The organism is Myxococcus sp. AM010 (assembly GCF_013372585.1).
GTDB lineage: Bacteria > Myxococcota > Myxococcia > Myxococcales > Myxococcaceae > Myxococcus > Myxococcus vastator.
Map to the genome: position 1 here is coordinate 12,307 of NZ_JABXEO010000003.1, position 24,158 is coordinate 36,464.

The 24,158-nt window shown below is 70.6% G+C and carries 20 protein-coding genes; 9 read left to right on the plus strand and 11 right to left on the minus strand.

All coding sequences use genetic code 11. The features are described 5' to 3' along the window. Positions 1-30: 30 nt before the first annotated feature. The gene (locus HV826_RS02560) at positions 31-1,242 is read left to right on the plus strand and encodes an FAD-dependent monooxygenase (protein ID WP_176415417.1); all 1,212 of its coding nucleotides are present in this window, start codon (positions 31-33) and stop codon (positions 1,240-1,242) included. Here HV826_RS02560 and HV826_RS02565 read toward each other — a convergent pair. The 6 genes from HV826_RS02565 to HV826_RS02590 form a co-directional block, all read right to left on the minus strand. Further along, positions 1,187-1,858 (minus strand): hypothetical protein, encoded by a 672-nt coding sequence (locus tag HV826_RS02565; RefSeq protein ID WP_176415418.1) that lies wholly within the window; start codon positions 1,856-1,858, stop codon positions 1,187-1,189. The two genes, HV826_RS02560 and HV826_RS02565, sit on opposite strands and share 56 nt — an antisense overlap. A 93-nt stretch (positions 1,859-1,951) precedes the next feature. After that, positions 1,952-3,508, minus strand: coding sequence for a mucoidy inhibitor MuiA family protein (locus HV826_RS02570; RefSeq protein WP_176415576.1), 1,557 nt, complete (start codon positions 3,506-3,508; stop codon positions 1,952-1,954). Continuing rightward, positions 3,508-5,700 carry a mucoidy inhibitor MuiA family protein gene (locus HV826_RS02575; RefSeq protein ID WP_176415419.1) on the minus strand — a complete coding sequence of 731 codons (2,193 nt, stop codon included), beginning with the start codon at positions 5,698-5,700 and terminating at the stop codon, positions 3,508-3,510. The genes HV826_RS02570 and HV826_RS02575 overlap by 1 nt, the downstream gene beginning before the upstream one ends. A 123-nt stretch (positions 5,701-5,823) precedes the next feature. Then, positions 5,824-6,258, minus strand: coding sequence for a D-alanyl-D-alanine carboxypeptidase family protein (locus tag HV826_RS02580; RefSeq protein ID WP_368670823.1), 435 nt, complete (start codon positions 6,256-6,258; stop codon positions 5,824-5,826). A gap of 198 nt (positions 6,259-6,456) precedes the next feature. Then, positions 6,457-6,864: an MGMT family protein gene (locus HV826_RS02585; protein WP_176415421.1), complete on the minus strand. Its 408-nt coding sequence runs from the start codon at positions 6,862-6,864 to the stop codon at positions 6,457-6,459. A gap of 54 nt (positions 6,865-6,918) precedes the next feature. Then, a complete protein-coding gene (locus HV826_RS02590; protein WP_163780879.1) occupies positions 6,919-7,449 on the minus strand; it encodes an FHA domain-containing protein in 531 nt (176 codons plus the stop codon). 183 nt (positions 7,450-7,632) lie between these two features. On the opposite strand from HV826_RS02590, the gene greA reads away from it, so the two are divergent. From greA to thrC, 5 genes are all read left to right on the plus strand, one after another. After that, positions 7,633-8,151 carry a transcription elongation factor GreA gene (gene greA, locus HV826_RS02595; RefSeq protein WP_163780877.1) on the plus strand — a complete coding sequence of 173 codons (519 nt, stop codon included), beginning with the start codon at positions 7,633-7,635 and terminating at the stop codon, positions 8,149-8,151. Between the two features lie 112 nt (positions 8,152-8,263). Then, entirely contained in the window at positions 8,264-11,149 is a 2,886-nt protein-coding gene (recG, locus tag HV826_RS02600) for an ATP-dependent DNA helicase RecG (RefSeq protein ID WP_368670824.1), read from the plus strand. 27 nt (positions 11,150-11,176) lie between these two features. After that, positions 11,177-11,815: a protein-L-isoaspartate(D-aspartate) O-methyltransferase gene (locus HV826_RS02605; protein ID WP_176415422.1), complete on the plus strand. Its 639-nt coding sequence runs from the start codon at positions 11,177-11,179 to the stop codon at positions 11,813-11,815. Positions 11,816-11,915: 100 nt separating this feature from the next. Continuing rightward, the gene (locus HV826_RS02610; protein ID WP_176415423.1) at positions 11,916-12,479 is read left to right on the plus strand and encodes a hypothetical protein; all 564 of its coding nucleotides are present in this window, start codon (positions 11,916-11,918) and stop codon (positions 12,477-12,479) included. Beyond that, positions 12,476-13,816 carry a threonine synthase gene (gene thrC, locus HV826_RS02615; RefSeq protein ID WP_176415424.1) on the plus strand — a complete coding sequence of 447 codons (1,341 nt, stop codon included), beginning with the start codon at positions 12,476-12,478 and terminating at the stop codon, positions 13,814-13,816. Before HV826_RS02610 ends, thrC begins: the two co-directional genes overlap by 4 nt. A 33-nt stretch (positions 13,817-13,849) precedes the next feature. Here thrC and ribB read toward each other — a convergent pair whose 3' ends face one another. Beyond that, positions 13,850-15,001, minus strand: coding sequence for a 3,4-dihydroxy-2-butanone-4-phosphate synthase (ribB, locus tag HV826_RS02620; protein ID WP_176415425.1), 1,152 nt, complete (start codon positions 14,999-15,001; stop codon positions 13,850-13,852). A 177-nt stretch (positions 15,002-15,178) separates the two neighbouring features. Here ribB and HV826_RS02625 point away from each other — a divergent pair, with 177 nt between their 5' ends. Next, complete coding sequence (locus HV826_RS02625; RefSeq protein WP_176415426.1) at positions 15,179-15,517, plus strand: hypothetical protein; 339 nt, start codon at positions 15,179-15,181, stop codon at positions 15,515-15,517. Beyond that, on the plus strand, positions 15,514-16,179 hold the full coding sequence (gene tmk, locus HV826_RS02630; RefSeq protein ID WP_176415427.1) for a dTMP kinase: 666 nt from the start codon (positions 15,514-15,516) through the stop codon (positions 16,177-16,179). The genes HV826_RS02625 and tmk overlap by 4 nt, the downstream gene beginning before the upstream one ends. 57 nt (positions 16,180-16,236) lie before the next feature. On the opposite strand, the gene HV826_RS37960 is transcribed toward tmk, so the two are convergent. From HV826_RS37960 to HV826_RS02650, 4 genes are all read right to left on the minus strand, one after another. Then, positions 16,237-20,265 carry an IPT/TIG domain-containing protein gene (locus HV826_RS37960; RefSeq protein WP_176415428.1) on the minus strand — a complete coding sequence of 1,343 codons (4,029 nt, stop codon included), beginning with the start codon at positions 20,263-20,265 and terminating at the stop codon, positions 16,237-16,239. Between the two features lie 23 nt (positions 20,266-20,288). Beyond that, entirely contained in the window at positions 20,289-21,419 is a 1,131-nt protein-coding gene (locus HV826_RS02640; RefSeq protein WP_176415429.1) for a peptidoglycan-binding protein, read from the minus strand. A 19-nt stretch (positions 21,420-21,438) separates the two neighbouring features. Next, positions 21,439-21,828, minus strand: coding sequence for a hypothetical protein (locus HV826_RS02645; RefSeq protein WP_176415430.1), 390 nt, complete (start codon positions 21,826-21,828; stop codon positions 21,439-21,441). A 142-nt stretch (positions 21,829-21,970) separates the two neighbouring features. Beyond that, complete coding sequence (locus HV826_RS02650; protein WP_176415431.1) at positions 21,971-23,236, minus strand: glycosyltransferase; 1,266 nt, start codon at positions 23,234-23,236, stop codon at positions 21,971-21,973. Positions 23,237-23,402: 166 nt separating this feature from the next. Here HV826_RS02650 and HV826_RS02655 point away from each other — a divergent pair, with 166 nt between their 5' ends. Further along, on the plus strand, positions 23,403-24,143 hold the full coding sequence (locus tag HV826_RS02655; RefSeq protein ID WP_176415432.1) for a molybdopterin-binding protein: 741 nt from the start codon (positions 23,403-23,405) through the stop codon (positions 24,141-24,143). Positions 24,144-24,158: the final 15 nt, after the last annotated feature.

Here is a 24,158-nt window from a genome sequence, read left to right on the forward strand (position 1 = left end):
CGCCGAGCCAGACCTGCTAAAGCGCGGCGCATGAGCACGTCATCACCCAGGCATGTTCTCGTGGCTGGGGCTGGAATTGGTGGACTCACCCTGGCCTGCGCGCTTCGGCGCGTGGGCCTCTCCGTCACCGTCTTCGAGCGTGCCGATTCCCTGAAGTGGGTGGGCGCGGGCCTCACGGTGCAGATGAACGCCTCGGCGGCCCTGCGCCGCATCGGCCTGTGTGACGAGGTGGCCCAGGCCGGTGCGTGTCCCACGGACAGCGCGATCCTGAGGCCGTCGGGTTCGGCGCTCACGCGGCTCCCGGTGACTCGGATTCAGGAGGAGCTGGGGCTGCCGCTGGTGTGCGTCCACCGGGCGCGGCTCCAGTCCGTGCTGCTGGCCCATGCCGGGGAGGAGAACGTCCGGCTGGGGCTCACCGTGACGGCGTTTCACGACGACGGCCAGACGGTGACGGTGCGGTTGTCGGACGGGAGTTCGGTGACGGGCGATGCGCTGGTGGGCGCGGACGGGTTGCGCTCGGTGGTGCGTGGGGCGCTGCTGGGCGACGCGCCGCTGCGCTATTCGGGCTACACGAGCTGGCGGGGCGTATGTCCAGACGTCCCGAGCGCGACGCCGGGACTTGTCTCAGAGACGTGGGGCCCTGGGGCGCGCTTCGGTGTGGTGCCCATTGGCTTCGGACAAACGTACTGGTTCGCCACGCGGAATGCTCCGGCTGGTGGGCAGGATGCTCCCGGGGAGACACGGGCCCGGCTGCGGTCCATCTTCGGCGGGTGGCACGCGCCCATCGCGGACCTGATCGCCGCGACGGATGAGGCGAACATCCTCCGCACGGACATCCACGACCGGCCGCCTGCCAGCCGCTGGAGCCGGGGTCGGGTGACGCTGCTGGGAGACGCCGCGCACCCGATGACGCCCAACCTGGGGCAGGGTGGGTGTCAGGCCATCGAGGACGCCGTGGTGCTGGCGGAGTGTCTGGCTGGCGAGGGCCCCGTGGACGCGGCGCTGGCGGCCTACGAGCAACGCCGACTCGAGCGCGCCAACAGCTTCGTGACGCGCTCCTGGAGCCTGGGGCGCGTGGGCCAGTGGGAGAATTCAGCGGGGCGCTTCCTTCGCGATGCGCTCTTCCAGCTCGTGCCGCAAGGGCTCGCCGCCCGGCAGGTCCGGGAACAGGTGCGCGACGCGGCTTCTAGAGGTCCAATCCAAGCAGCGCCCCAGCGAACGGCCCATCCAGCGAAACCGTGAACGGGGCTGCCTCGGGAGTCGGTCGAAGCCCACCCGCCTTCTCGAAGTAGTGCGTATATCCGCCGTGCATGCGGGCATGCACATAGCGACCGAGCTTGAGCTGGATCGCGGCCAGTCCGCCCGCGCCGAAGCTCCACTTGCGCATGCGGCCCTCGTAGAAGTTGTTGTCGCCGATCCGGCCCGTGGGCAGGGAGACCTCCGCCGCGTTGCCGAACGCGCTCACCCCGAGCGTCACGATTCGCGTCAGCGAGAACCGCTTCTCCAGCCCCGGCCGCAGCGCCAGGACCTGGACGTCACCTCCCGCCAGGTACCAGTCGATGCCGTTCGTCCACCACCAGTCGCTCCGCTCGGAGCCGCGGACGAGGTTGAAGTGCAGCCCTCCGGAGAGTCGCGCCGCGCCTTTCCGGGCGCTCACCGTCTTCACCCGTGAACGCAGCGTCGGCACCTCCGTCGCGGGATGCCGCATGGGAGATAGCGTCCCACCGACCTCCACCGCGAGCTGTGGCGGTGGGAGCGTCGCTTCCTGCTCCGGGGGCGGGGCTGCCCCCACGGCCTGAGCGGACAGGCAGGCAGACACCAGCATGCCGACGGTGCACACCGCGCGAGTGACGCTCATGAGGCTTCCTCCCGGGGGGATGAATGCTGCCGCCGCAGCCGAGGCGGAAGTCCCGGCCCCCCAGGGCTGTTTCGCGGTGGAACCCGAGCCTGCTCAGAGCCCGGCCACCTTCGCCGCGCTCGTCACCACGTAGTCCATCGCCAGCTCCTGCTGCGAGCGGGGCGACGCCGTCAGCTCGAAGCGGATGATGCCCTCCTCGCTGACGCGGGCGGGCGCGGGCTTCGTGCTCTCCCTCAGCAGCTGAATCTCCACCGCCTCCACCTCGGAGACGGGAATCCGCTCCTCGATGGCCACCGGCACCGCCTGCGCGCCCATGTTGGAGAGGAACAGCCGCACCTTGTGCGTCGTCACCTTGCGACCGGTGAGCCGGCTGGTCTCCCGTCCCACGTCCTCCGTGCGCGCCACGCGCAGCGCGTCCTCGCTCCCGAAGCCCAGCTTCACGCGCTCACCCTTGCCGGTGAAGCGCAGCTGCGCGCGCCCCACATAGCCGTGGGTGCGCACCAGCTTCACGGGCCCCGCGAGCAACACCGTGGGGCCCGTGTTGTCGAAGCGGGCCACCCGGTGCACCAGCGGGGACTGCTCCGGCATGGCCACCAGCTCGGAGGCCGCGGGCGCGGTGAACTGGAACAGGGGGACGCGATAAGGCTCGCCGTCGGGTGGCACGGTGGCCCGATGCGGGGCCGTCACCGTCAGGGGCTCACCGCCGTCGTCCATGCCCGGCAGCGCATCCTCCTGCCGCGCCGCGCCGGGCTCGCCCGCGGTCTGGATGACCTCCTCGCGGATGGCCACCTCCACCACCTGCTTCTCGCGCTCCGTCTTGTCCCGCAGCCACAGCCGGTCCTCCTGGAGCCGCGGCGGCGTGGCGCCCAGCGTGGGCCGCGCGGTGGAGAAGGCCAGCTCCACGTCCTTCCACTCCTCCTCGGTGCGCTGCCAGACGACGGCCTCGCACTCCAGGGTGACGGACTCGCCGGAGCCTTCGCGGGACAGCGTGGCGCGGTAGGAGGGCCGCCAGGCCGTACAGGGCACCAGGTACGTGACGGACAACGTGGCGGGCCCGCCGGTGGGGTGGCCCACCTCCAGCTCCGCCTGGACGTCGGCCTTCGGCTCCAGGAGCTCGACGGCCGTCTGCGAGCCCCGCGCCTCGTCGAGCTGCTCCCGCAGTCGCAGCGTCTGGCGCTGCGCCTCACGGAGCGCCGAGTCCGCCGACACCTGCTCGCGGCGCACGGTCTCCAGCTGCTCCCGCCACGTCTCCGGCCGCGATTGTCCGGCGCCTGCCTGCTCGGAGATGGCGCGGTGGACCTCGGCGCGCGCGGTGTCCAGCAGCCGCAGCCGGGCCGACAGCCGGGTCTCGTCGGCCGCCACGCGCCGGAGCTCCTGCTCCAGCTCCGCGACGCGCTTTCCGAGCGCCGTGCGGTGTTCGCGCTCGGCCTCGGGCGCTTGCGGCTTCGCGGCCCTGCGGATGCGCGCCTGGGAGATGGTGCCACCCGCCACCTTCGCCTGGAGCGAGCGGTCCACAGCGAGCGGGGACAGTCCCTGGATGACCAGCCGCTGCGTTCCCACGGACAGGGGAATCTCCCCCCGCCGCTCGACGAGCGCCCGGTCCTCGAGGACGGTGACCTTGACCACGGGCAGGATGAAAGGGGTGCCCATCATGTCCTCCGGTTTCCGCCGCCGAGCATCTTGTTGCCCGGAATCTTGACGGTCCATGTCGCCTTCAGTGTCTGTGCTTCACCCGGCTGGAGCACCACGCGCCACGCGCGCTCGCCCTCCACCTTCTCTTCGCCGGGCAGGGGCAGGCGCTTCTGCCAGAGCGGGGCGACCTCCAGCTCCTCCACCTTGATGTCCTTCTCCGTGCTGGCGGGGACGGTGGGCACGCGCTCGCACACCTCCACCAGGACGCGGTTGGCCAGCCGGTTCGCCAGCTCCACCGAGACGTGGTGCGTCAGCATCGTCGAGCCGCCGAACATGCCGCCCGTCGCCTCGTCAAAGCGCGTGTTGCGCGCGACCTTGATGGACTCCTCCACGCCGAGCCCCAGCCGCTGCGTCGAGCCCGGGGCCATGGTGGGCAAAGGAGACGTCATCAGGAACTCGTTCTCCAGCGTGACGTCCACCGGACCTGCCAGCAGCGGATATGGCGTCCGGTTCTCCACGCGCACCGTGCGGAACGCCCGCGACTCCACGGAGGGGACGCAGACATATTCCGCGGACAACCCCACCGGCACCGACAACACCGGCACGGTGTGCCACGCGCCGTCCGAAGGCACGTCCGCGCGCGTCTCCACTTCGAAGCGCGCATCGAAGTGCGGTGAGGACGTCCGTGGCGGCTGCGACCAGGCCGGCGCGGGGGCCGCCCACACGGATGAGGTCTGCTGCAGGCTCAGCGCGACTCGCACGGTGATGTCGATCTGCGCGTGGACCTCCGCCAGGGCCACCAGCTCCCGGGTGACGTGCCCGGGACGCGGTTGCAGCCTGCCACGCGCGCCCAGGTCCTCCGCGGGCGCCATCGTCAAGCGGTCGTAGTCCAGCAGCGCGTCGGAGGGCTCCTGCCTCGGAGGAGAACGCTCGCCACCACCACCACCACCGCCCAGCGAGGCGGCATCCAGGCTGAGCCCGTCCTCGTCATCGTCGAACGAACCTTCGTCCTCCGCCTTGAACGGGTCCGGAGGTGGCGGCCGGCTCGCGCGCGGCATCATGACGCCGCCCCGGGACTTCTTCTTCTCTGGGAACGGGGCCGCGGCGCTGGGGCGCGCCGGTGCGCGTCGAGGCGCCGCCCCCGGTGGTGGAGGAGGTGGCTCGGCCACTTCCTCCATGGCGGAGTCTGGCTCGGCCTCCATGGGCATGGCGCCGCTCTTGTTCTTCTTCCGGGGTTGTTCGAAGACGGCGGGCTGGGGCGTGGGCTCGGGCTGAACCGGCGTGGGCAGGCTGGCGTCGTAGCCCGCGAACAGCTCCTCGAGCCCCGGTGGCGCCTCTCTCCAGCCCGAACGCGCGGGAGGCGGCTGGTGGCGGCCAATGCGCAGCGCCTTCAACTCGGGGACCTCCGCGTGGCGGGCGAGGTCCGCGGTGGAGACGGCGAGCTTCACCCCCGTCCAGTCCTCGCCGGTGCGCTGGAGCACGGACGCGCGCATGCGCAGCGTCCCCTCTTCCAGCGTGCGCGGCAGGCGCAAGTCATAGGTGGGAACCCAGCGCGCCCCCTGGACGGCGTACTCCAGCGCGAGCCGAGCACCCTGGTCCGCGGGGAGGGGGCCTGACAGCGTCAGCACGACGGCGCGGTACACGCGAGCGCGCTGGCCTCGCACGGATGATGAGGCCTCGGCCACGCGGCTGCGCCGCAAACGCAGCTCGGCTTCGGCGTCACGCTGCTGCCGCTCCAGCTCCAGCTTCCGCGAATGGAGCGCCGCCAGCTCCGTGTCCACGAAGGACATGAGCGACAGCATCGCGGACACGGGGGCGTCCCGGGGCTCCTGTGCTTCCTTCGGTCGGGGGGGGAATCCAGGGGACAGCTTCGACAGCGCCTCCAGCTCCTGACCCACGCGGGCGAGCTGTTGCGTGAGGTCGGAGAGGCGGTGCTCGGCCTCCTCGACGGCACGGTGCTCCGTGGGCACGTCGACTTCGGGCGGAAGCTGGACGTCGTAGGTGGGACGAAGGTCGCGCACGGCGAGCCCCGACGGGCCGTGGACCACGGACGCCCGGAGCGAGCCTGGCTGCAACGACAAGGGCAGGCCATTGATTCGCACCTGCGAGGGCAGCATCCCTCCCGCCATGGGAACCGTGGCGACCCGCGTACAAAGCGCCCCCTCCGCGTGGACGGTGACGGCTTCGAGGTTCGATGTGACGACGAGCATGGCTGCTCACCGTAATCGAGATGTCTGATAAAAATCAGTCCCCCCGGCCAAATGGCCCCAACCCGTGAGGTCGGGATGCCCTGGGGTCGGATTGACGACGCCCCGCGTTGGAGCTAGCGCGCCTCAGCTCTTCTCGGTGCTCGCCACGGGAGGAGGCCCGGGCCGCGGGCGCTTCAAGGGCCGGCCCACGCAGTCGCGGCCCGGCGCCGGCTCGCGGGTGCTGCGCGGGCGGTACTCCCAATGCCAGGGCTCGGAGCGCACCGTGCGCTTGAAGCCGAAGCGGCAGGCATTCGACACGAGCCAGTCATAGGTCGGCGTCTTGACGCCGCCGATGACCAGGTCCACCGCGAGGCCCCGTTGATGGTTGGAGCGCCCGGGCCGCGCCGCCTGGGGCCCCTTGCCCTTGCGGTAGCGCTCATAGAGCCGCCGTTGCTTCGCGGGGGAGCGGTAGCCACTGCGGACCCAGAGGTAGATGTTCTTCGAGCGGGCTTCAGCCTTCATCCGCCGGTACGCGTCCGCGGCGTCGTGGTGGAGCAGTTGCCCGTTCTTGAGACGCACGAGCCGCGCCCCTTTCGCCTCACTTCGCCGGGGCTTTGCGTCGCCGGCGAGGGCTTGGGGCGCGAACAGGCACAGGAGGATGAAGACTCCCCAGCGGAGCAGCGCGAGCGGCATGTTTGGACGCCGGCCCCGTGGCCGGAGTCCGAACTTTCGCGCGTCTGTGCCTTGACGCAAGCAGACGGGAAGGCGACCGCCTGTTCAGAACAGATTCAATTGCGCGCCGGGTGTCTTTACGACTTCGCGCGGAGGCAACGGCTGGAACCCATGGGCGCGGGCCCACGTCTCGCTGGGCCCAGTCCAGTGATGTGACGCCATCCGGACGTGGTCTCGCTCGTCGAAGGTGACGCCCTCCGCCTCCAGGGCCTCGCGCTGTCCATAACCGGAGGTGCTGATGCCTCCCGTGCGATTGATGATGCGTTGCCAGGGCACGCTGTCCGCGCGGGTGCCCAACGCGCCCAGTGCATGCCCCACGACGCGGGCATCGCAGCCCTCACCGACGATGACGGCGATGTCCCCATACGTGGCCACCTTCCCATGCGGCACCTGCGCGGTGACGGTGTAGATGCGCTCGAAGTAGTCGCGCTCGTCGCGTGGCGGTGTGGACATGCGGGCTCCTGTCGCGTTCGGAAACAGCGTGGGCGTGGGGACGCGTGAAGGGGCTCAGCCGCTGCGTGAGCCCAGCCCGGTGGCCTCGCCCGCGCGCAGGCGCTCATGCAGGGTGCGGGTGAGCAGGTACCAGAACTGCACGTTGCCCACGCTCAGGATGTCGCCGTCGCGCAGCACCGCCTCGCGGCCACCCAGGGAGCGGGCGTTGAGGAAGGTGCCGTTGGTGGAGCCCAGGTCCTGCACGGTGCAGCGCTGGTCGGCTTCGTTCCACCGCAGCTCCGCGTGCATCTTGGAGACGGACGCGTCGTCGACGACCAGGTCGCAATCCATGCGGCGGCCAATGCGCAGCCGGTCAGTGGCGTCGAGCGGCGGCAGGGTGGCGACGCGCAGGTGTTCGAATTCGAACAGCAAGGCCAGCATGCCCTGCTCGATTTCCGAGGGCGCCGCCATGCGCGTGGGGGCGAGCACCGCGGCCGAGGCCTCGGAGGGCGGGCGCTGGATGAGTGCGAAAGGCCCCAGTTGACGCTGGAAGGTACTGGAGGGCAGCGCGGCACCGAGCGCGCGCAATTCCTGGACGGACAGCACGGGGGCAGACTAGCGGGTCACCGGGCGCGCGCCCAGCCCATCTCCCGTTCCCTGTACGGGTTTCATTGACCAACTTGTCAGTGGTTCCCTACATTGGACGCTGGTCGCGGGGGCCGGGCTCTGGAAGCGGAGCGTCGGCCCTCCATCGTCTTGAACCTGGGTGTGGTGGAAGGAGCTGTGTCGATGAGCAGCGGGAGCGACAACATCCCGATGACCCCGTCCGGACTGCGCAAGCTGAAGGAGGAGCTGAAGCACCTCCAGTCCGTCGAGCGGGGGAAGATCTCGCGCGAGATCGAGGTCGCTCGCGCACATGGCGATCTGCGCGAGAACGCGGAGTACCACGCGGCGAAGGAGAAGCAGTCGCACATCGAGGGGCGCATCCTGACCCTCAACGACTGGATTGCTCGCGCGGAGGTCATCGACCCTTCGAAGCTGGGCGGCGACAAGGTCATCTTCGGGGCGACGGTGGACCTGCTCGATACCGAAACCGACAAGCCGGTGAGCTACCGGCTCGTGGGGGAGATCGAGGCCGACCTGAAGAAGCGGTGGATTGCCGTCACCTCGCCGGTGGCGCGCGCGCTCATCGGCAAGAAGGTGGGTGACGTCGCCACGGTGCAGAGCCCCGGCGGCGTGCGCGAGCTGGAGATCCAGGAGATCCGCTTCGAGGAGCCCGAGGAAGAGGCCGCGGCGAGCGAGAGCTGATTCTCGGAGGCCGCAGTGAGTTGCCGGGGGAGCGGGCCAGGGCTCGCTTCCCCGGTCTCGTTTTGTGGGCGACGTCATCCCCGTTCCGTAGGATGTACGGCGGACCCCCCGCGTGAACCACCCGCTCGCCAGCCTTGTTGGGCCCCTTCGGTACGTGTGCCAGCGCGACTTCGCGATGCTGGCCACCGTGAAGTCGTTGCGCCCGGTGCTGGAGCGCGCGCTAGCCGGGGCCAGCGGCGTGGACGCACGGGCCCTGGACCACCTGAGGGCCGCGCTGCCCGACGTGGACCACGCCATGCCCGAGCGCCGCAAGGCCGCGCTCCGGCGCGTCGTGGCCGGGCTGAAGGTCAGCGGTGTGGAGCTGCCCGCGGAGCTGCACGGCGTGACGATGGAGGGCGCGGTTCCGGCTCGGCCACTCACCCCGCAGGCTGTTCCGGTAACCTCGGGAGGCACGACGCCCCCGGGGTATGTGCCGCCCTGGAAGTCGGCGGAGCCACTGCCCTCGTCGCGCCCGCGGCCGGAGGCGCCTCGAGGACCGGCTTCGCGGGGAGCCTCGGCCCCTGTGCGTGGAAGCGGCGGTGCGGGGCCCCTGCCGCGCATGAGTCCCGATGGGCCGCAGGGACGTCAGGCCGGGATGGACTCGGACCTCCTGGCGGCCCGGCCCCCGCGGATGGCGCCGCCGCGGGCGAACGTCGCCGCGCCGCAGCCCTCGGACGGGCGGCAGGGCGCGCCGTCGTCTCGGGCGAAGCCGGGACTCCGGCAGGCCGCGCTCGACACGGGGCCGGAGGCGGTTCCCGGCGCGAAGACGCGCAAGGAGAAGGCGCAGCGAAAGAAGAAGCGGGCTGTCGCGGCGGAGGCCTCTCGCTCCGAGGCGAAGCTCCTCTCCATCGCGCCGCGCTCCGGGCCGCTGTCGTCGCCGCTGAAGACGCTGGGCAAGCGGCTGGGGCCCAGGCTCGTCTCGGCGCTCGACAAGAAGGGGCTGCGCCGCATGGGCGACATCCTCTTCATGCTGCCGCGCTGCTACGAGGACCGCCGCCGGTTGCGCACCATCGCGGAGCTGGAGCCCGGTGAGCGGGGCGTCACGGTGGGCATCGTCAAGGTGGCGGACTTCGTCGCGGGCCGCCAGGGCCGGCGCATGTTCCGCGCCGTCGTGGGGGACCGCTCGGGCAGCATCGCCGCCACGTACTTCAACGCGGGCCCCTGGCTGAAGAGCCGGTTCACCGTGGGCACGCGCCTCGTCCTCTCCGGCGAGGTCCGCGCCACCATGACGGGCCGGGAGATGGCCCATCCGGAGATAGAGCCGGCGGAGGACCTGGACTCCACGACGTCGGTCCACTTCAACCGCATCGTCCCCGTGTACCCGGGCTTCGAGCGCGGCGAGCAGCGCTCCTTCCGCGAGCTGACCTCCCGCGTCGGCGAGCAGTACGCGCACGAACTGGAGGACCCGCTTCCCGCGGACCTGCGCCGCCGCCTGGACTTGATGGGCCTTCCGGACGCGCTGCGCTTCATCCACTTTCCGCCCGGGGACGCGGACCTGGAGGCGCTCGACGCGCACCAGAGCCCCGCGCACCGGCGGCTCGCGTTCGACGAGCTGTTCTTCCTCCAACTGGGCATGGCGCTCAAGCGGCAGGGCGTGAAGGCGGAGGTCGGCATCTCCTTCGACGTGTCCGAGCCCCGGCTGGCCAAGGCGCGCGACGCGCTGCCGTTCCAGCTCACCGGCGCGCAGGCGCGGGTGGTGGAGGAGCTCTGCTGGGACATGGCGCGCCCGGAGCCGATGAACCGGCTGGTCCAGGGAGACGTGGGCAGCGGCAAGACGGCGGTGGCCATGGTCTCCGCCCTCATCGCGTTGCAGGCCGGCTACCAGGTGGCCGTCATGGCGCCCACGGAGATCCTCGCCGAGCAGCACGAGCGCAACTTCCGCAAGGTGATGGAGCCGCTGGGTTACCGCGTGGGCTTGGTGAGCGCGGCGGGCACGGCGAAGGCCAAGCGCCAGGCGCGTGAGGCCGTGGCCCGAGGCGAAATCCAGCTGGCGGTGGGCACGCACGCGCTGCTCCAGGCCGACGTCTCCTTTGAACGCCTGGGCCTGGCCGTCATCGACGAACAGCACCGCTTCGGCGTGCTCCAGCGCCACACGCTGATGAGCAAGGGCCCCAAGCCGGATGTGCTGGTGATGACGGCCACGCCCATTCCCCGCACGCTGGCCATGACGCTCTACGGCGACCTGGACCTGTCCGTCATCGACCAACTCCCGCCGGGCCGCACGCCCATCCAGACGCGGGTGTTCAACGACAAGCAGCGCGCGCTCGTCTACGAGTCCGTGGGCGCGCAGTTGGTCAAGGGGCACCAGGCCTACGTCGTGTACCCGCTGGTGGAGGAGTCGGAGAAGCTGGACCTGGAGGACGCCACGCGCGGTGTGGAGAAGCTCCGGAAGGTGTTCCCCGACGCGAAGGTGGGCCTGCTGCACGGGCGGATGAAGGCGGAGGAGAAGGACTCCGTGATGGAGGACTTCCGCGAGAAGCGCCTGGACCTGCTCGTCTGCACGACGGTGGTGGAGGTGGGCGTGGACGTGCCCAACGCCTCCGTCATGGTGGTGGAGTCCGCCGAGCGCTTCGGCCTGTCACAGCTTCACCAGCTCCGGGGCCGGGTGGGGCGCGGCGCGGCGGCGAGCTTCTGCCACCTGGTGGCCGGAAGCGCGCGCTCCTGGGAGTCCGCCGAGCGCCTGACGGTGATGGAGCAGAGCAGCGACGGCTTCGTCATCGCGGAGAAGGACCTGGAGATTCGAGGCCCGGGGGAATTCCTGGGCACGCGCCAGAGTGGCCTGCCCGAGCTGGCGGTGGCCAACCTGGCGCGGGACGGAGACCTGCTCTCCATGGCGCAGTCCGAGGCCCGGCGCATCCTGGAGAAGGACCCGGACATGAAGGCGAAGGAGAACCAGGGCCTCGTGAAGGCGCTCGAGGAACGCTGGGAAGGGCGGCTCGCGCTCGCACGGGTGGGTTAGGGCGCCTGTCATGGCTAGGCTAGGGGCATGGGTGATTGGGGAAGGGCCGACTACCTGTCGCGGCATGGCATCCAGGACTCGCGGGTCCTGGAGGCCATCTCCCGGCTGAACCGCGCCGACTTCGTGCCGGAGGACCTGCGCGAAGAGGCCCGCGCGGACGTGCCGCTGCCCATCGGCCATGGGCAGACCATCAGCCAGCCCTACGTCGTGGCGCTGATGACGGAGGCGCTCCAGCTCCAGGGGGACGAGCGCGTGCTCGAAGTCGGCACCGGCTCGGGCTACCAGACGGCGCTCCTGTCCCTGTTGTGCCGCGCCGTCTACACCGTCGAAATCGTCCCGGAGCTGGCCCGGTCGGCGCGGGAGGTGCTGGGACGGCAGGGCTTCGAAAACGTCTCGTTCCGGGAAGGAGACGGCTCGCTGGGCTGGCCGGAGCAGGCGCCCTTCGATGCCATCCTCGCCGCCGCGGCGCCGCCAGACGTTCCGCTTCAGCTCCTTTCGCAGCTCAAGCCGGGCGGGCGCATGCTCATTCCGGTGGGGCCTCAGGGAGGCACCCAGCAGCTGCTGCGCATCCAGCGCGCCCTCCGGCCCGGAGAGGTGCCCCAGGTGGAGTCCCTGCTGCCGGTTCGCTTCGTGCCCATGACAGGGCAGCCCCTGTCGCAGGGGTGACGTCCTGGGCTCGGGTGGCTCCTGACCCAGCGAGGCGGGAGACAGGCTGGGTGTCCGCTTGCTCGCCATGTCGGCGGCGGCCCGCTAACGTTCGCACATCATGATTATTTGTCCGCTCTGTGACCACGTTCAGCCCGAAGGGACGGAGTGCGACGTCTGCGGCAAGCGGTTCCCCGCGGCCGTGGCGGAGCCCGCGCCCATCGCGACGCTGCCGGAGCTGGAGGTGACACCGCATGCCGGAGGCCGCGCGCCAGTGGACGCGGCCGTGTTGCCCGACCTGGACGTGACGCGGCTCCGTTCCGGGCCAGATTTGCCGGCGCAGGTGGTCCCCGACCTGCAACTGACCCGCGCCAGGGACATGGGGGCCGTTCCGGTGATTCCCATGCCCGAGCTGGACACCGGCCGTGCCCCGGACGACGGTGTGCGCACCGCCGCGCCGCTGGGCGCCGTCGTCTGCCGTTACTGCCGCAACACCCAGGCGGCGGGGCTGCTCTGCGACCACTGCGGCATGCGGCTGCCTCGGGCGAAGCCCCCGGTGGCCGCGGCGCCTGGAAAGTCCCCTGCCGACGATGACGGCTGGCGCGCGTGCGTGTCGTGCCATACCCGCGTGCGGCTCGGGAAGAGCTGTCCGGAGTGTGGCACGCGGGCACTGGAGGAGGCATGAGCGAGGGGGCGGCTTCGGCGTTCCGCGCGGAGTACGCGTGCAGTGAGGGCTGTGACTTCCGCGCCTCGCTGATGGACGTGGTGTACCGGTGCCCGCGCTGCGGTGGCCTGCTGGAGGTCGCGCACGACGTGAAGGCCCTGGGCACGGTGTCCGCGGCGGAGTGGAAGCGCCGCTTCGAGACACGCTTCGGCTCCGCGCGCCTGCCGGACGGCTCGGGCGTGTGGGGCAAGCGGGAGTGGGCGTATCCACAGCTGCCCACGGAGGACATCGTCTCGCTCGGCGAGGGCCGCGTGCCGCTCAAGCCGCTGCCGCGCATGGCGGCGGCGCTGGGGCTGGCCGCGCTGGACTTGAAGGAGTGCGGCGTCTCGCCCACGGGCAGCTTCAAGGACTGGGGGATGACGGTCCTCGTCTCCGCGGTGAAGCACATGCGCGCCCGGGGCGTTCCGCTGCGCGCGGTGGCGTGTGCCTCCACGGGCGACACGTCCGCGGCGCTGTCCGCCTACTGCGCGGCGGCGGGGATTCCGGCGGTGGTGTTCCTGCCCCGCGACAAGGTGTCGCTCGCGCAGCTCGTGCAGCCCATCGCCAATGGGGCGCGGGTGCTGTCGCTGGACACGGACTTCGATGGCTGCATGAAGCTGGTGCAGGCGGTGACGGCGGACACGGGGCTGTACCTGGCCAACTCGATGAACTCGCTGCGCATCGAGGGCCAGAAGATGGTCGCCGTGGAGCTCTGCCAGGACCTGGGCTGGGAGCCGCCGGACTGGGTGGTGATTCCGGGCGGCAACCTGGGCAACGCCAGCGCCCTGGGCAAGGGCTTCGAGCTGATGCTGTCGCTGGGGCTCATCACCCGCCGGCCGCGCATCGCCGTGGCGCAGGCGCAGAAGGCCAACCCGCTGGCGCGCTCGTTCCGGGGCGGCTTCCAGGAGCTGGTGCCGCTGCGGGCCGAGCCCACGCTGGCGTCGGCCATCCAGATTGGCAACCCGGTGTCCTTCAAGCGCGCGGTGAAGGTGCTCAAGGCCTTCGACGGCGTGGTGGAGGACGCCAGCGAGTCCGAGCTGGCCAACGCCGCCGCGCGCGCGGACCGAGAGGGGACCTTCACCTGTCCGCACACGGGCGTGGCGCTGGCGGCGCTGGAGAAGCTGGTGGCGCGGGGCGTGATTGCCCGGGGCGCGCGCGTGGCGGTGGTGTCCACCGCGCACGGCCTGAAGTTCGCCGACTTCAAGGTGGGCTACCACCGCGGCGCGCTGGCGGAGGTGACGAGCCAGCTCGCCAACCCGCCGGTGGAGCTGCCCGCGACGCTGGACGCGGTGAAGGGCGCGCTGGCGGACCTGGGCTGAACTCCGGCCCTGGCCCGCCCGGCGAGGGGCGCGTCAGTCCGGCTGGAGCGGGACGCGCTTGTCGATGGTGAGCCCGAAGCCCGCGAGCCCGCGGTAGGTGAAGTCCGAGTTGGTCATCACCTGGAGCGTGCGGATGCCCAGGTCGGTGAGGATCTGGCAGCCCATGCCCAGGTCGCGCGAGTCCTGGGGGCCGCGCGTGGGGCCGGTGCTGCCGTCGGTGTTGCGCTTGTGGTGGATGCCGAAGTCATCCCCGTGCATGCCGGGCAGGTACACCAGCACGCCGGAGCCCTCGCGGGCGATGCGCGCCAGCGCCTGGTCCAGCAGCACGTTGCAGTTGCACGACGGGGAGCCGAACACGTCACCCAGGGCGCAGGCGGCGTGCAGGCGCACCAGGGCGCTGGGCCGCGACGCCGGGTCGCCCTTCACCAGGACGAGGGACTTCACGCCGTCGGGCAGCCACGAATAGGTGAGGGCGGTGAACTCGCCGTAGCGGGTGTTGACGGTCTGCTGGCCGGGCTCGCGGCGCACCAGCCGGTCCTTGCGGCGGCGGTACTCGATGAGGTCCGCGATGGTGATGAGCGACAGCTTGTGCTCGCGGGCGAAGCGCTTGAGGTCCGGCATCCGCATCATCGTGCCGTCGTCCTTCACCAGCTCGCAGAGGATGCCGGAGGCGGACAGGCCGGCGAGGCGGGACAGGTCCACGGTGGCCTCGGTGTGGCCGGCCCGGCGGAGGACGCCGCCCTCGCGGTAGCGGAGCGGGAAGATGTGCCCGGGGCGCAGGAAGTCGTCGGCCTTGCTGGTGGGGTCCACCAGGGCGCGGATGGTCTTCGCGCGGTCCGCCGCGGACACGCCCGTGTGGGTGCCGTGGCGGTAGTCCACGGAGACGGTGAAGGCGGTGCGGTGGGATTCGGTGTTGTCCGACACCATCTGCGGGAGGTGGAGCGCGTCCAGCCGCTCCGCCAGCATGGGCATGCAGACGATGCCACTGGTGTGGCGCACCATGAAGGCCAGGTGCTCGGGCGTCACCTTCTCCGCGGCCATGATGAGGTCGCCCTCGTTCTCACGGTCCTCGTCGTCGGCGACGATGACGAACTTGCCCTCCTGGATGTCACGGATGGCGTCGTCAATGGAGGAGATCTCGCTGTCGTGACTCATGGAGGTTTCGGTCCGGGCGGAGGGCTGCATGAGTCGCGCATGTAGCGTGGGCGAGGGTGGCTCGCAAGCCAACCCGTCGCGGGGCGCATGTGGGGATGATGGCGGGGATGAGGTGGGCAGGGGGCCGTTGGAGGGCCTCCGGCCGGCCGGTGGGTAGGCACCGACTCGACGCGACCGTCACAGTGATGTAGGGTATTTGGCGCCGTGATGACTTCCAATACCCAGGAACTCCGGGCTCGGCTCGACCAGCTCCAAGCCAGCCTTTCCACCCGCGAGAGCACGACGCGCTTCGCCCGAGCGGGGGTGGCCACCGTCATTGCCCTCCTGGTGGGTGGGGCGTCGGGCAAGCTCTTCTACGACTCTCTTCGCACGCCGCTGCTGGCGTGGGCGGCGGCCCTGGTGTCCGTGTCGTTGCTCGTCTACGCCTTCATCAGCTACCGCTCGGGTCGGAAGGTCCTGGTGGACGAGCTGAAGCAATACGAGTCGATGCTGGCCCTGCGCAGCGAGCTGCGGCTGGACGACCCCTCGGCGCTGCTGCCCCGGTGAGCGCCGCACGGAAGAAGGCCGCCGCGCGCCGTCCCGGGCGCTTCATCGTCCTGGAGGGGCTGGATGGGGCTGGCACCACCACGCAGGTGGAGCGGCTCGCCGCGGCCCTGCGCGCGGAGGGGCACGCGGTATTGACGACGCGGGAGCCGTCTGACGGCCCCGTGGGGACGCTGATTCGCCAGGCGCTCACGGGCCGGCTGGGACTGCCCGGTGGGGCGGGCCCGCTGGCGCCGGAGACGCTGGCGTTGCTGTTCGCCGCGGACCGGACGGACCACCTGACGGCCCGGGTGCTGCCGGCGCTGGCGGCGGGGCAGCTCGTCCTGTGTGACCGGTATGTCCTGTCGTCGCTGGCCTACCAGGGCGCGTCGCTGCCCATGGAGTGGGTGGAGGCGGTGAATGCCTGCGCGGTGTCCCCGGACCTGACGCTGTTCGTCGGCGTGGCGCCGGAGGTGGCGGCACGGCGCCGCAAGGCGCGCGGTGGGGCGGCGGAGCTGTTCGAGGCGGACGAGGCGCAGCGGCGGATCGCCAGGCAGTACGTGGCCGCCATCCGCCTCCGGGAGCAGCACGAGCGCATCGTCCACATCGACGGCGAGCAGGGCATCGAGGCCGTGACGACCGCGTCGCTGGTGGAGATTCGCAAGCTGCTGGCCCGCAAGCGCTGAACCGGGCTGGGCTGGTTCCTCCCTGCGACGCCAGCCCCCGCGTTCAGCTGTCCTGCTTCAGGTCCACGTGAAGTTCGGCCCGTCGCTGGCGACCTCTGGCATGGCTCTCCCCATGTCGAGCCCCGGATCCAGGTGGTGGAAGAGCGGGAGCAAGGCATAGGCGGCGCCGCCGTAGTGCGCTCCGTACGTCGCCAAATGGTTGAGGTTGTAGTTCGCCGCCACCTCGATGGTCGTGGGGTGGACAGCGTATCCCGGGTTGTAGTGGTTGAGCAGGTCCGTCAGCGCACCCTGCGCGACGTGAGGGGAGTCGACGAAGGCGGCGATCTCCCCGTCGTACTGCATGCTGCGGAAGGACCAGTTGGCGGTGCCACACACCAGCCAGCGGTCATCGAAGACCGCGACCTTGGAGTGCACATAGACGTTGCCCGCGCCAGCCGGGTTGAAGCAGGAGTAGAAGTGGAGATCCCCATCCACCGCGGTGATTTTGTGAAGGGGCACCGTCGTGGTGGGGTCGGCCAGGGTCGGCTTGAACTCGATGCAATCTCGTTCGAGCCACCGGTTCCTCAGTCCGGGGGTCGGACTGTTGGTATTGAAGCTGTCCACGACGTTCCAGGTGGCACACGTCGTGCGGTCGATTTGCCGGGCCGTGCCCGTGTCATCAAGGTAGCTGACGATGCGGCAGTAGGGCGTCCCATCGGGCCTCCGGAAGCGCAGCACCATGTGCAGCCAGGCACGGCGAGTCATGTAGGCCATGGAGCCGCCCTGCATGGGCACGACGATGGCGACCCTCAGCTCGTGACCCGCGAGTCTTCGCGCCTCATGGCGTCGATAGACGGCCTGGACCAGGTCGGGGTCCGCGAAGTGGTAGTTCTCGAAGTAGAGGTAGTCGTCCGCCGCGTTGATTCGCTCGATGACCGCGTCTCGGATGTGGCGGTAGCGGGTCGACCCCACGGAGCGCGTGAGCGCGATGCTCACGCTGCGGTTGTCAGGGTGGCGAGTCTGCCGGGTGGTGTTCTCGTGGATGCTGACGGCCTGCTGCTTCACGGTCGTGCTGGACCAGTAGGCGTAGTTGCGCGCCACGACGTCGCCGCCGCTCCCAAAGGCGTTCCATACCCATTGCGTGGCCACGTCGTTGGTCCTTCTCCAGCGCCGCATCCACTCCGCTTCGACGTCATCGGTCACCGGGCCTCGGAGGCGCACGGCGGTGTCGTGCCAGGTCTGGTCCCCGTGGTGGTCGTGGGGCGCGAAGTAGTGGTTGGAGAGGTTGAGCCCGCCGACCAGGGCCGTGCGCTGCCCCGCGATGGAGACAATCGCGATTTTCTGATGGTTCGCCGCGCCGACGAGGTCCCCCTCGTAGTGCTCCAGGTACATTCGCGCGCGTCCCACCTCGGGGCCCGTGGCGATGGCGTCGGTGTCGATGCGTCGGATGGCTTCGGCGAAGGACTCGTTCGCCTTCGCGACGTCGTCCGCCATGCCGTTGAACTGCCGCTCATGCTTCGGCGCATGCCAGGCGATGACGTCGACGTCGTGGCCCGCCCGCACGATTTTTTCGATGTAGGTCAGCAGGCGGTGAGGGGGCTGCTCGAAGCAGGTCGCGTCGCCCACCGTCACCGAGGGCTCAATCATCCAGAAGGCCAGACGGACATACGTGTTCGGGTCCGGCGGCGCCTGCCGGACCTGCTCCAGCAGCAACCGGAGCTCGTGGAAGTACGCCTCCCCATCCAGGATGAACACCACCTCGTTGTCGCCCGTCTCGGCGGGCGTGGTCACGTAGGTGAAGGCGTTGTTCAAGTTCGCACGATGGGGCTCGTCGGGGTTCTGCACGGAGAGGTCGACCGCGCCCGCTGCGTGTCCCGGAAGCCGGACCTCCAGGTGCTGGGCATCGACGAACCTCACTCCAGTGAGATCGGTGCCGCCCAGGAAGACCCGCGCGCCCTCGGTGAAGTTCTGCCCGGTGAGCGTGACCCACCGGCCACCGACAGGGCCTCGCGCCGGAGCCACCGAGATGAGCCGCGCCGCGTCCCGGTAGGTGTAGAGCCCGGCACCGATGACCGCCGCGGCGCCTGGGTTCGTGACACCGACATTCGAGGCGACCCGCACCCCACCCATGGGAGGAGGGGGCCCCAAAGGGGTCCTCGCGGTGATGGTGTTCGGCGACACCACCCGGACGTGGGTCGCGGGTTGCCCCTCGACCGTGACGGTCGCGCCTTCCTGGAAGTGGTCGCCCGTGAGGGTGATGGGGGTTCCTCCATCGAGCGGGCCCTGGCGGGGCTCGACAGCGCGGACGACCGCGAGCCCCTGGTAGACGAAGCCACCGGCGACCTGGTTCACCGCCCCGTTGTGGCGCACGGCGATGTCGACCGGCCCGACACCGGCGCCCACGGGCGTGGTGGCCGCCAGCTCCTGCGCTGAGCGGCGGACGAGCGCCGCGGCGGCGAGCCCTCCAAACTCCACCGTCGTCCCATCCGCGAAAGGGCCGCCGCGGAGGACCACCACGGTCCCTCCCGCGAGCGGGCCGACGGCGGGCTCGATGGCGGTGATGGGCGAATAGGCGAACCCGTTCGCGAGGGTGAGCGCGCCCCCGGGGTTGTGCACCTCCAGGTCCACCGTCCCCTCGACGTGCGCGGGGGTGGTGGCGGCGAGCTCGTTGGCCGAGCGCCAGACCACCCCCGTCGCGGGGACTCCCCCAAGGGTGACGGTCGCTGCCGGGTCGAAGCCGCTCCCTCGGATGACAAGGGCCGTTCCTCCCGCGACAGGGCCCCGGCTCGGCTCCACGGCGCTGACGTCCGAGTAGGTGAAGGCGTTGGCGAGCGTGACCCAGGCGCCGCCCGCATTCTGGACTTCGACATCCACCATCCCCGCCGCGTGCGCGGGCGCGGTGGCCGTGAGGGTGCTCGCGGAGACCCTGACGACATTCGTGGCCGCGACCCCTCCGATGCGGACGTTCACCTCCGCGGCGAAGTGGTCGCCCGTGAGCGTGACGGCTGTTCCACCGGCCGTCCCGCCTCGCGGGGGTTGAACCCCAGCGGCCACCGGGGCGCCAATGGACTTGAAGCGCCGGCGCAAGGTCACCGCGGCTTCGCCCGGGTTCTGGACGACGACATCATGCTCGCCCGCTGGAAGGGCGGGGGCCGTCGCGGTGAGCGTGTTCGCGTCGCCCCAGACGGTGGGCAGGGCGTTGACTCCGCCGATGGTCACGACGGCGCCGTTGGCGAACCGCTGGCCTTGTACCGTCACGACCGTGCCACCGGCCGCCGGTCCCAGCACGGGCGTGATGGCGGTCAGCGCCGCGCCGACGTACGTCAGTCCCCCCGCCAGCGTGCCAACGGGTGCGGCCCCGATGGTGACGACCACGTCCGCGGCCCCGGCGGCACGCGCGGGCGTGCGCGCGGTGATTTGCGTCTCGGACTGAACGACGACGTGGGTCGCGGGTGCGCCTCCGATGGTGACGGTCGCACCCGCGCCGAAGTACTGCCCCTGGAGGGTGATGTCCGTCCCACCTGCCAGCGGCACCTCGCGCGGACTGACCCCGGTGGTCGCCGGGCCACTGTAATGAAAGCCATTGCCGCAGCGCCCCCCAGCGGTGCGCGCCGCGCTGGTCCAGACGTCCACGTGTACCGCACCCACGGGGTTGGCAGGTGTCTGACAGGTCAGCTCGGTGTTGGAGATGATGTTGACGGCGGCCGCGGCAGCGCCGTTGAAGTCAACCACCATGCCGGCGATGAAGCCCCGGCCGGTGACGGTCACCTGGGTGGCGCCCGCGATGGTCCCCGCGTCGGGACTGCACTTGCTGACGACCGCGTAGTATTCGAAGAGGGTGCCCCATGAGGCCGACGTGCCGTCGGGGTTCGTCGCCGTGACGGTGACCTGTCCTGCCCGCTCCCGCTTGGGCGTGCGCACCCTTATCTGGGTGGGCGGCGTGACCTGGACGACCGTGGCGCTGGTGCCCCCAAAGGTGACCGTGGCCCCCGCCTGGATTTGCGTTCCGGTGAGGAGGACCTCCTCACCTCCGTCCACGGAGCAGCGGTCAACGCTGAGATGGGTGATGGTGATGGGCACGCTGGTTCCCTCGGGCCATGCGTGCACGGCCCATGCTTGCCGCGCCGTTGCTAGGCGAGGTGTTTTTCTTCGATGGCCGCGCGGGTGCTTGCGTCCGGCTCGCCGGTCACCGTGAGCTTTTCATCCCGCTGAAAGTCCTGCAGCGCGCGGCGAGTCAAGGCGCCCAGCTTCCCCTCATCCTTGTCGCAGGGATAGCCCAGGTTGGTCAGGCGCCCCTGCACTCCAGAGAGGGTGTCGAGCGGGTCGAGGTGGGCCGCGCGGAAGACGAACGTCTCCCGTTCGAGCCCCTGGCCCAGGGTGACCCGGACCTCGGTGGTGGTCGCTGAAACGGACTCACGCACGAAGCCGTCTCCGTCCGTCTTCCCCGTGCGCTCCTCGGTGCCATTCGGGCCGTCAATGGCTATCAGATAGGACTCTCCGCCTCGGGGCCGGTCCTGCCGGTCCAGGAAGCGGATGCGCAGCTCCTCGGCCGCATCCTTGCGGCGGATGCGATAGGCGTTCGCGGGCGCCACGTCCCGCAGCGCGAGCCGGCGCGGAGGGAGGATGACGGTGTCCCCTGGCAGGAGGATGTTCTTGTTCTTCCGCCGGCGCTTGAGGTCGCGGTTGTCCGGCAGGTCCCAGACGGTGTCCGCGTGGAGTCCATGCTGGTGGGCGAGCGTCGAAAGGCACTCGCCTTGCTGGATGACGTGGGCGGTGGGGCCCGTCCGCGCCACGGGGCGCGGCGCCGTCCAGCCTGCTTCGTCGCGGCAGGCGGCCCGCTCCGCTGGCAGGGGCGCACTGCCGATGAGCTCCCAGCGGTCCTGGTCCAAGTCGGGGAGCCCGAGCTGATACGTCCCCGGAGCGAGGCCCTGGAAGCGCAGCGTCCCCGCCGCATCGGTCCTGGCGGACAGGGCTTCGGTGGGGCTCTTGCGCAGCTCGATGAGGATGTCGTCGAGCGGCTTCCCCTCCATGTCGACGACCGTGGCCTCCAGCGTCTGCAGCGCCGCTTTCATGCAGGGCAGGATGACGTCGCCCCCGGCGGAGCTGGACGTGGCGGCGGCCTTCGCGGCCTTCAGTTGGGTGAGCTTCGCCGCGCTCGAATCCTGGGGGCTGGGAGGGGTCTGTCTCGGGCCACAGTTGCTGAAGTATGCCCGCTCCGGGTCGAAGACCGCCGAGGGCTTGAAGACGATGTCATGCGCCATGGGAGTTCCCTCCGCCGCGTTACGCGTCGATGCCGAATTCCGCGCGTGCCTTCGCGTTGCGCGCGGACGTCTCCAGCCGCCGCTGGAAGCGGGTCTCGACCCTGTTCATCCGCTCATCGGGTTCAAAGGTCGTGTCGGAGAGGGCCTCCGCCACCCAGGGCTCGTCCAGGTCGAAAGCCCAGCCAAAGAGGGCCGCGAGCCCGACGAAGCGCGTCTGCAGCTCGCCACTGGCGAGCCCGTAACCGCGGGCGCGCGTCAGCCCCTTCCGGAGCTCCTGTCGTAGCGAGTCCCCGGGGACGTCCTTGACCTCATCCGGGAAGTGGGTGTGCAGGTGCATCACCAGCTCTTCGATGAAGTTCGTCTCCCTGACGTCGCGCAGTGCTTCGACCTGTGCGTCACGGATGCGCACTTCACTCTCCCGGCGTTGCGTGGATTGAACGCTAACGGACAGTGAAGGCGAGTTCAAGCACGGCACGGGTTGACCGCCTTCGAGACCACCGGCGCCAGCGTCCAAGGCCCGTGGCGCGCGGGTGCGCTGTGAAGGGCTTGCGTCAAGTCACCGCGTGGCGGCGACTCCACAGGGCGTGCTCCTGCTCGATGAGCTGCACGGCGCGCGTGGTTCCGTCTTCCGCGCGGATGTGTTCGCCCAGCGCCGCTGCTTGAGCCCGCACCGTTGGGGACAGCGCCGTGCGGATGGCCTCCGCCAGACGTTCGGCCGTGAGCGCCTTCTGGGGCACCGGCGAGGGCCCGACGCCCGCGCGCTGGACGATGTGCCCCCAGAACGGTTGGTCGCCAAGGAAGGGGCAGATGACAGTGGGCCTGCCAGCGCGCAAGCCCGCCATGGTGGAGCCGGCCCCGCCGTGATGCACCACCGCGCTCATTCGAGGAAACAGCCAGTCATGCGGCGCGGCCTCCAGCCTGAAGACGTCCGGCGGCAGCGCGGCCGTCTTCAAGCCTCCCCAGCCCGTGGCCAGCACCGCGCGCTCGCCAGTCAAGGCCAGGGCCTTCAACACGGTGGCGCCACGCGCCTCCGCGTGCGCCGCGCCCATGCTGCCGAAGCCGACGTACACGGGAGGCGGCCCTGCCTCCAGGAACGCCTGGAGCTCGGCGGGCGGCGTCCAGCCATCCGTCTCGTCGAGGAACCAGCAGCCCGTCGCCTGCACATGAGGAGGCCAGTCCGCGGGCCGCGGCAGCAACTGCTCGCTGTACGCGTACAGCGCCGGCACCGCGGAGCCATCGGCCTTCATCATCGGGTCGGCGAAGCGTGAGCGCGGCGCGAGGCCCAGGGTCTTCACCCGGAAGTCGTTGGTCGCGCCAGCCCAGACCACGTTGGCCAACGTGATGAGGCGGTAGCTCAGCGCGTTGAGCCATCCGCCGAGCCGAAAGCTCGGGATCATCGGTACTGGAAATTCTCGCGTCGGAGTCAGCGGCAGCGGCATCGCCAGCAGCTCGGCGGCCCCGAGCTTCTCCGCGATGTGGTGACTGCCGAGCGCCTTGGAGTGGTACACGAGGACGTCCGGCTCGAGCTCCCGCGCCGCTCGCCACTCGTCCTCCAGGCCCGCCCGGATGATGGCGCCGAACCCCTTGAAGAGCCGCCGCTGCTCGGCGCGCGTGGGGGCGCGAAGGACCGCCTCCGTCAGCTCCAGCACCGCGTTGTCCATGTGCGCGTACGGAACGCCGTGGCGCTCCACCATGCCGCGAAACCCCGTGGGCGTGCAGAGCGCCACGACATGGCCACGCGCCATCAGGGCCTTGGCGAGCGCGACGAAGGGTTGAACATCACCTCGGGTGCCGTAGGTGGAGATGAGTACGCGCATGGAAGTTCCTCTCCGGAGCCTGGTCAGATTGGCACGTTAGCCAACAAGGTGACTCCTTCTCTGACACGGGGGGCGCCAAGGCGTCGCTCAGCACCTCCGGGGCGAACCTGACGCGGCCGTGACGCAGCACCATTCCCAATCGGATTCGACTAGAATCCCGCCCCTTATGGAGCGGACTGGCGCAGCGGCGGTCATCATCGGCAACGAGGTCCTGACGGCGAAGGTCCAGGACCTGAACGGGCCGCACCTCATCCAACGCCTGCGTGAGGTGGGCATCCCGCTGCTCTCGGTGGAGACGGTCCTCGACGACGTGGACGCCATCGTGGACGCGGTGTCCCGGGCCCGGCGCAAGGCGCGCTACGTCTTCACGAGCGGCGGAATCGGCCCCACCCATGACGACGTCACCGTGCGCGCGGTGGCCCTGGCCATGGGGCGGAAGGTGGTGCGCCTGCAGGAGATGCTGGACCTCATCATGTCCCGCGCCACCGAGGAGCGGCAGGTGACACCGGAAGCCCTGCGGCTCGCGGATGCCCCGGAGGGCGCCGTGCTGCTGCACCAGTCCAGCACCTGGTTCCCCGTGCTCACCGTGGACGACGTCTTCCTGCTGCCCGGCGTGCCGCAGTTGTTCCGGATGCAGTTGGAGACGGTGCTCGCGCGGCTGGGCGGGTCGCCCGTGGCGGTGAGCAGCCTCTACCTCCGGCTGGGCGAAAGCGACATCGCCGCCGTGCTGGACCGGGTGGCGCTCGACATGCCGCATGTGGCCATCGGCTCCTACCCGGAGTTCGACACGGCCAAGGACTACCGGGTGAAGGTGACGGTGGAGTCCGCCCAGCGCGGGCCCGTGGATGACGCCCTGACGCGCATCATCACCGGCCTGCCAGAGGGCGCGGTGGTGCGGCGGGAGTAGGGCTCCCGCCGCGCT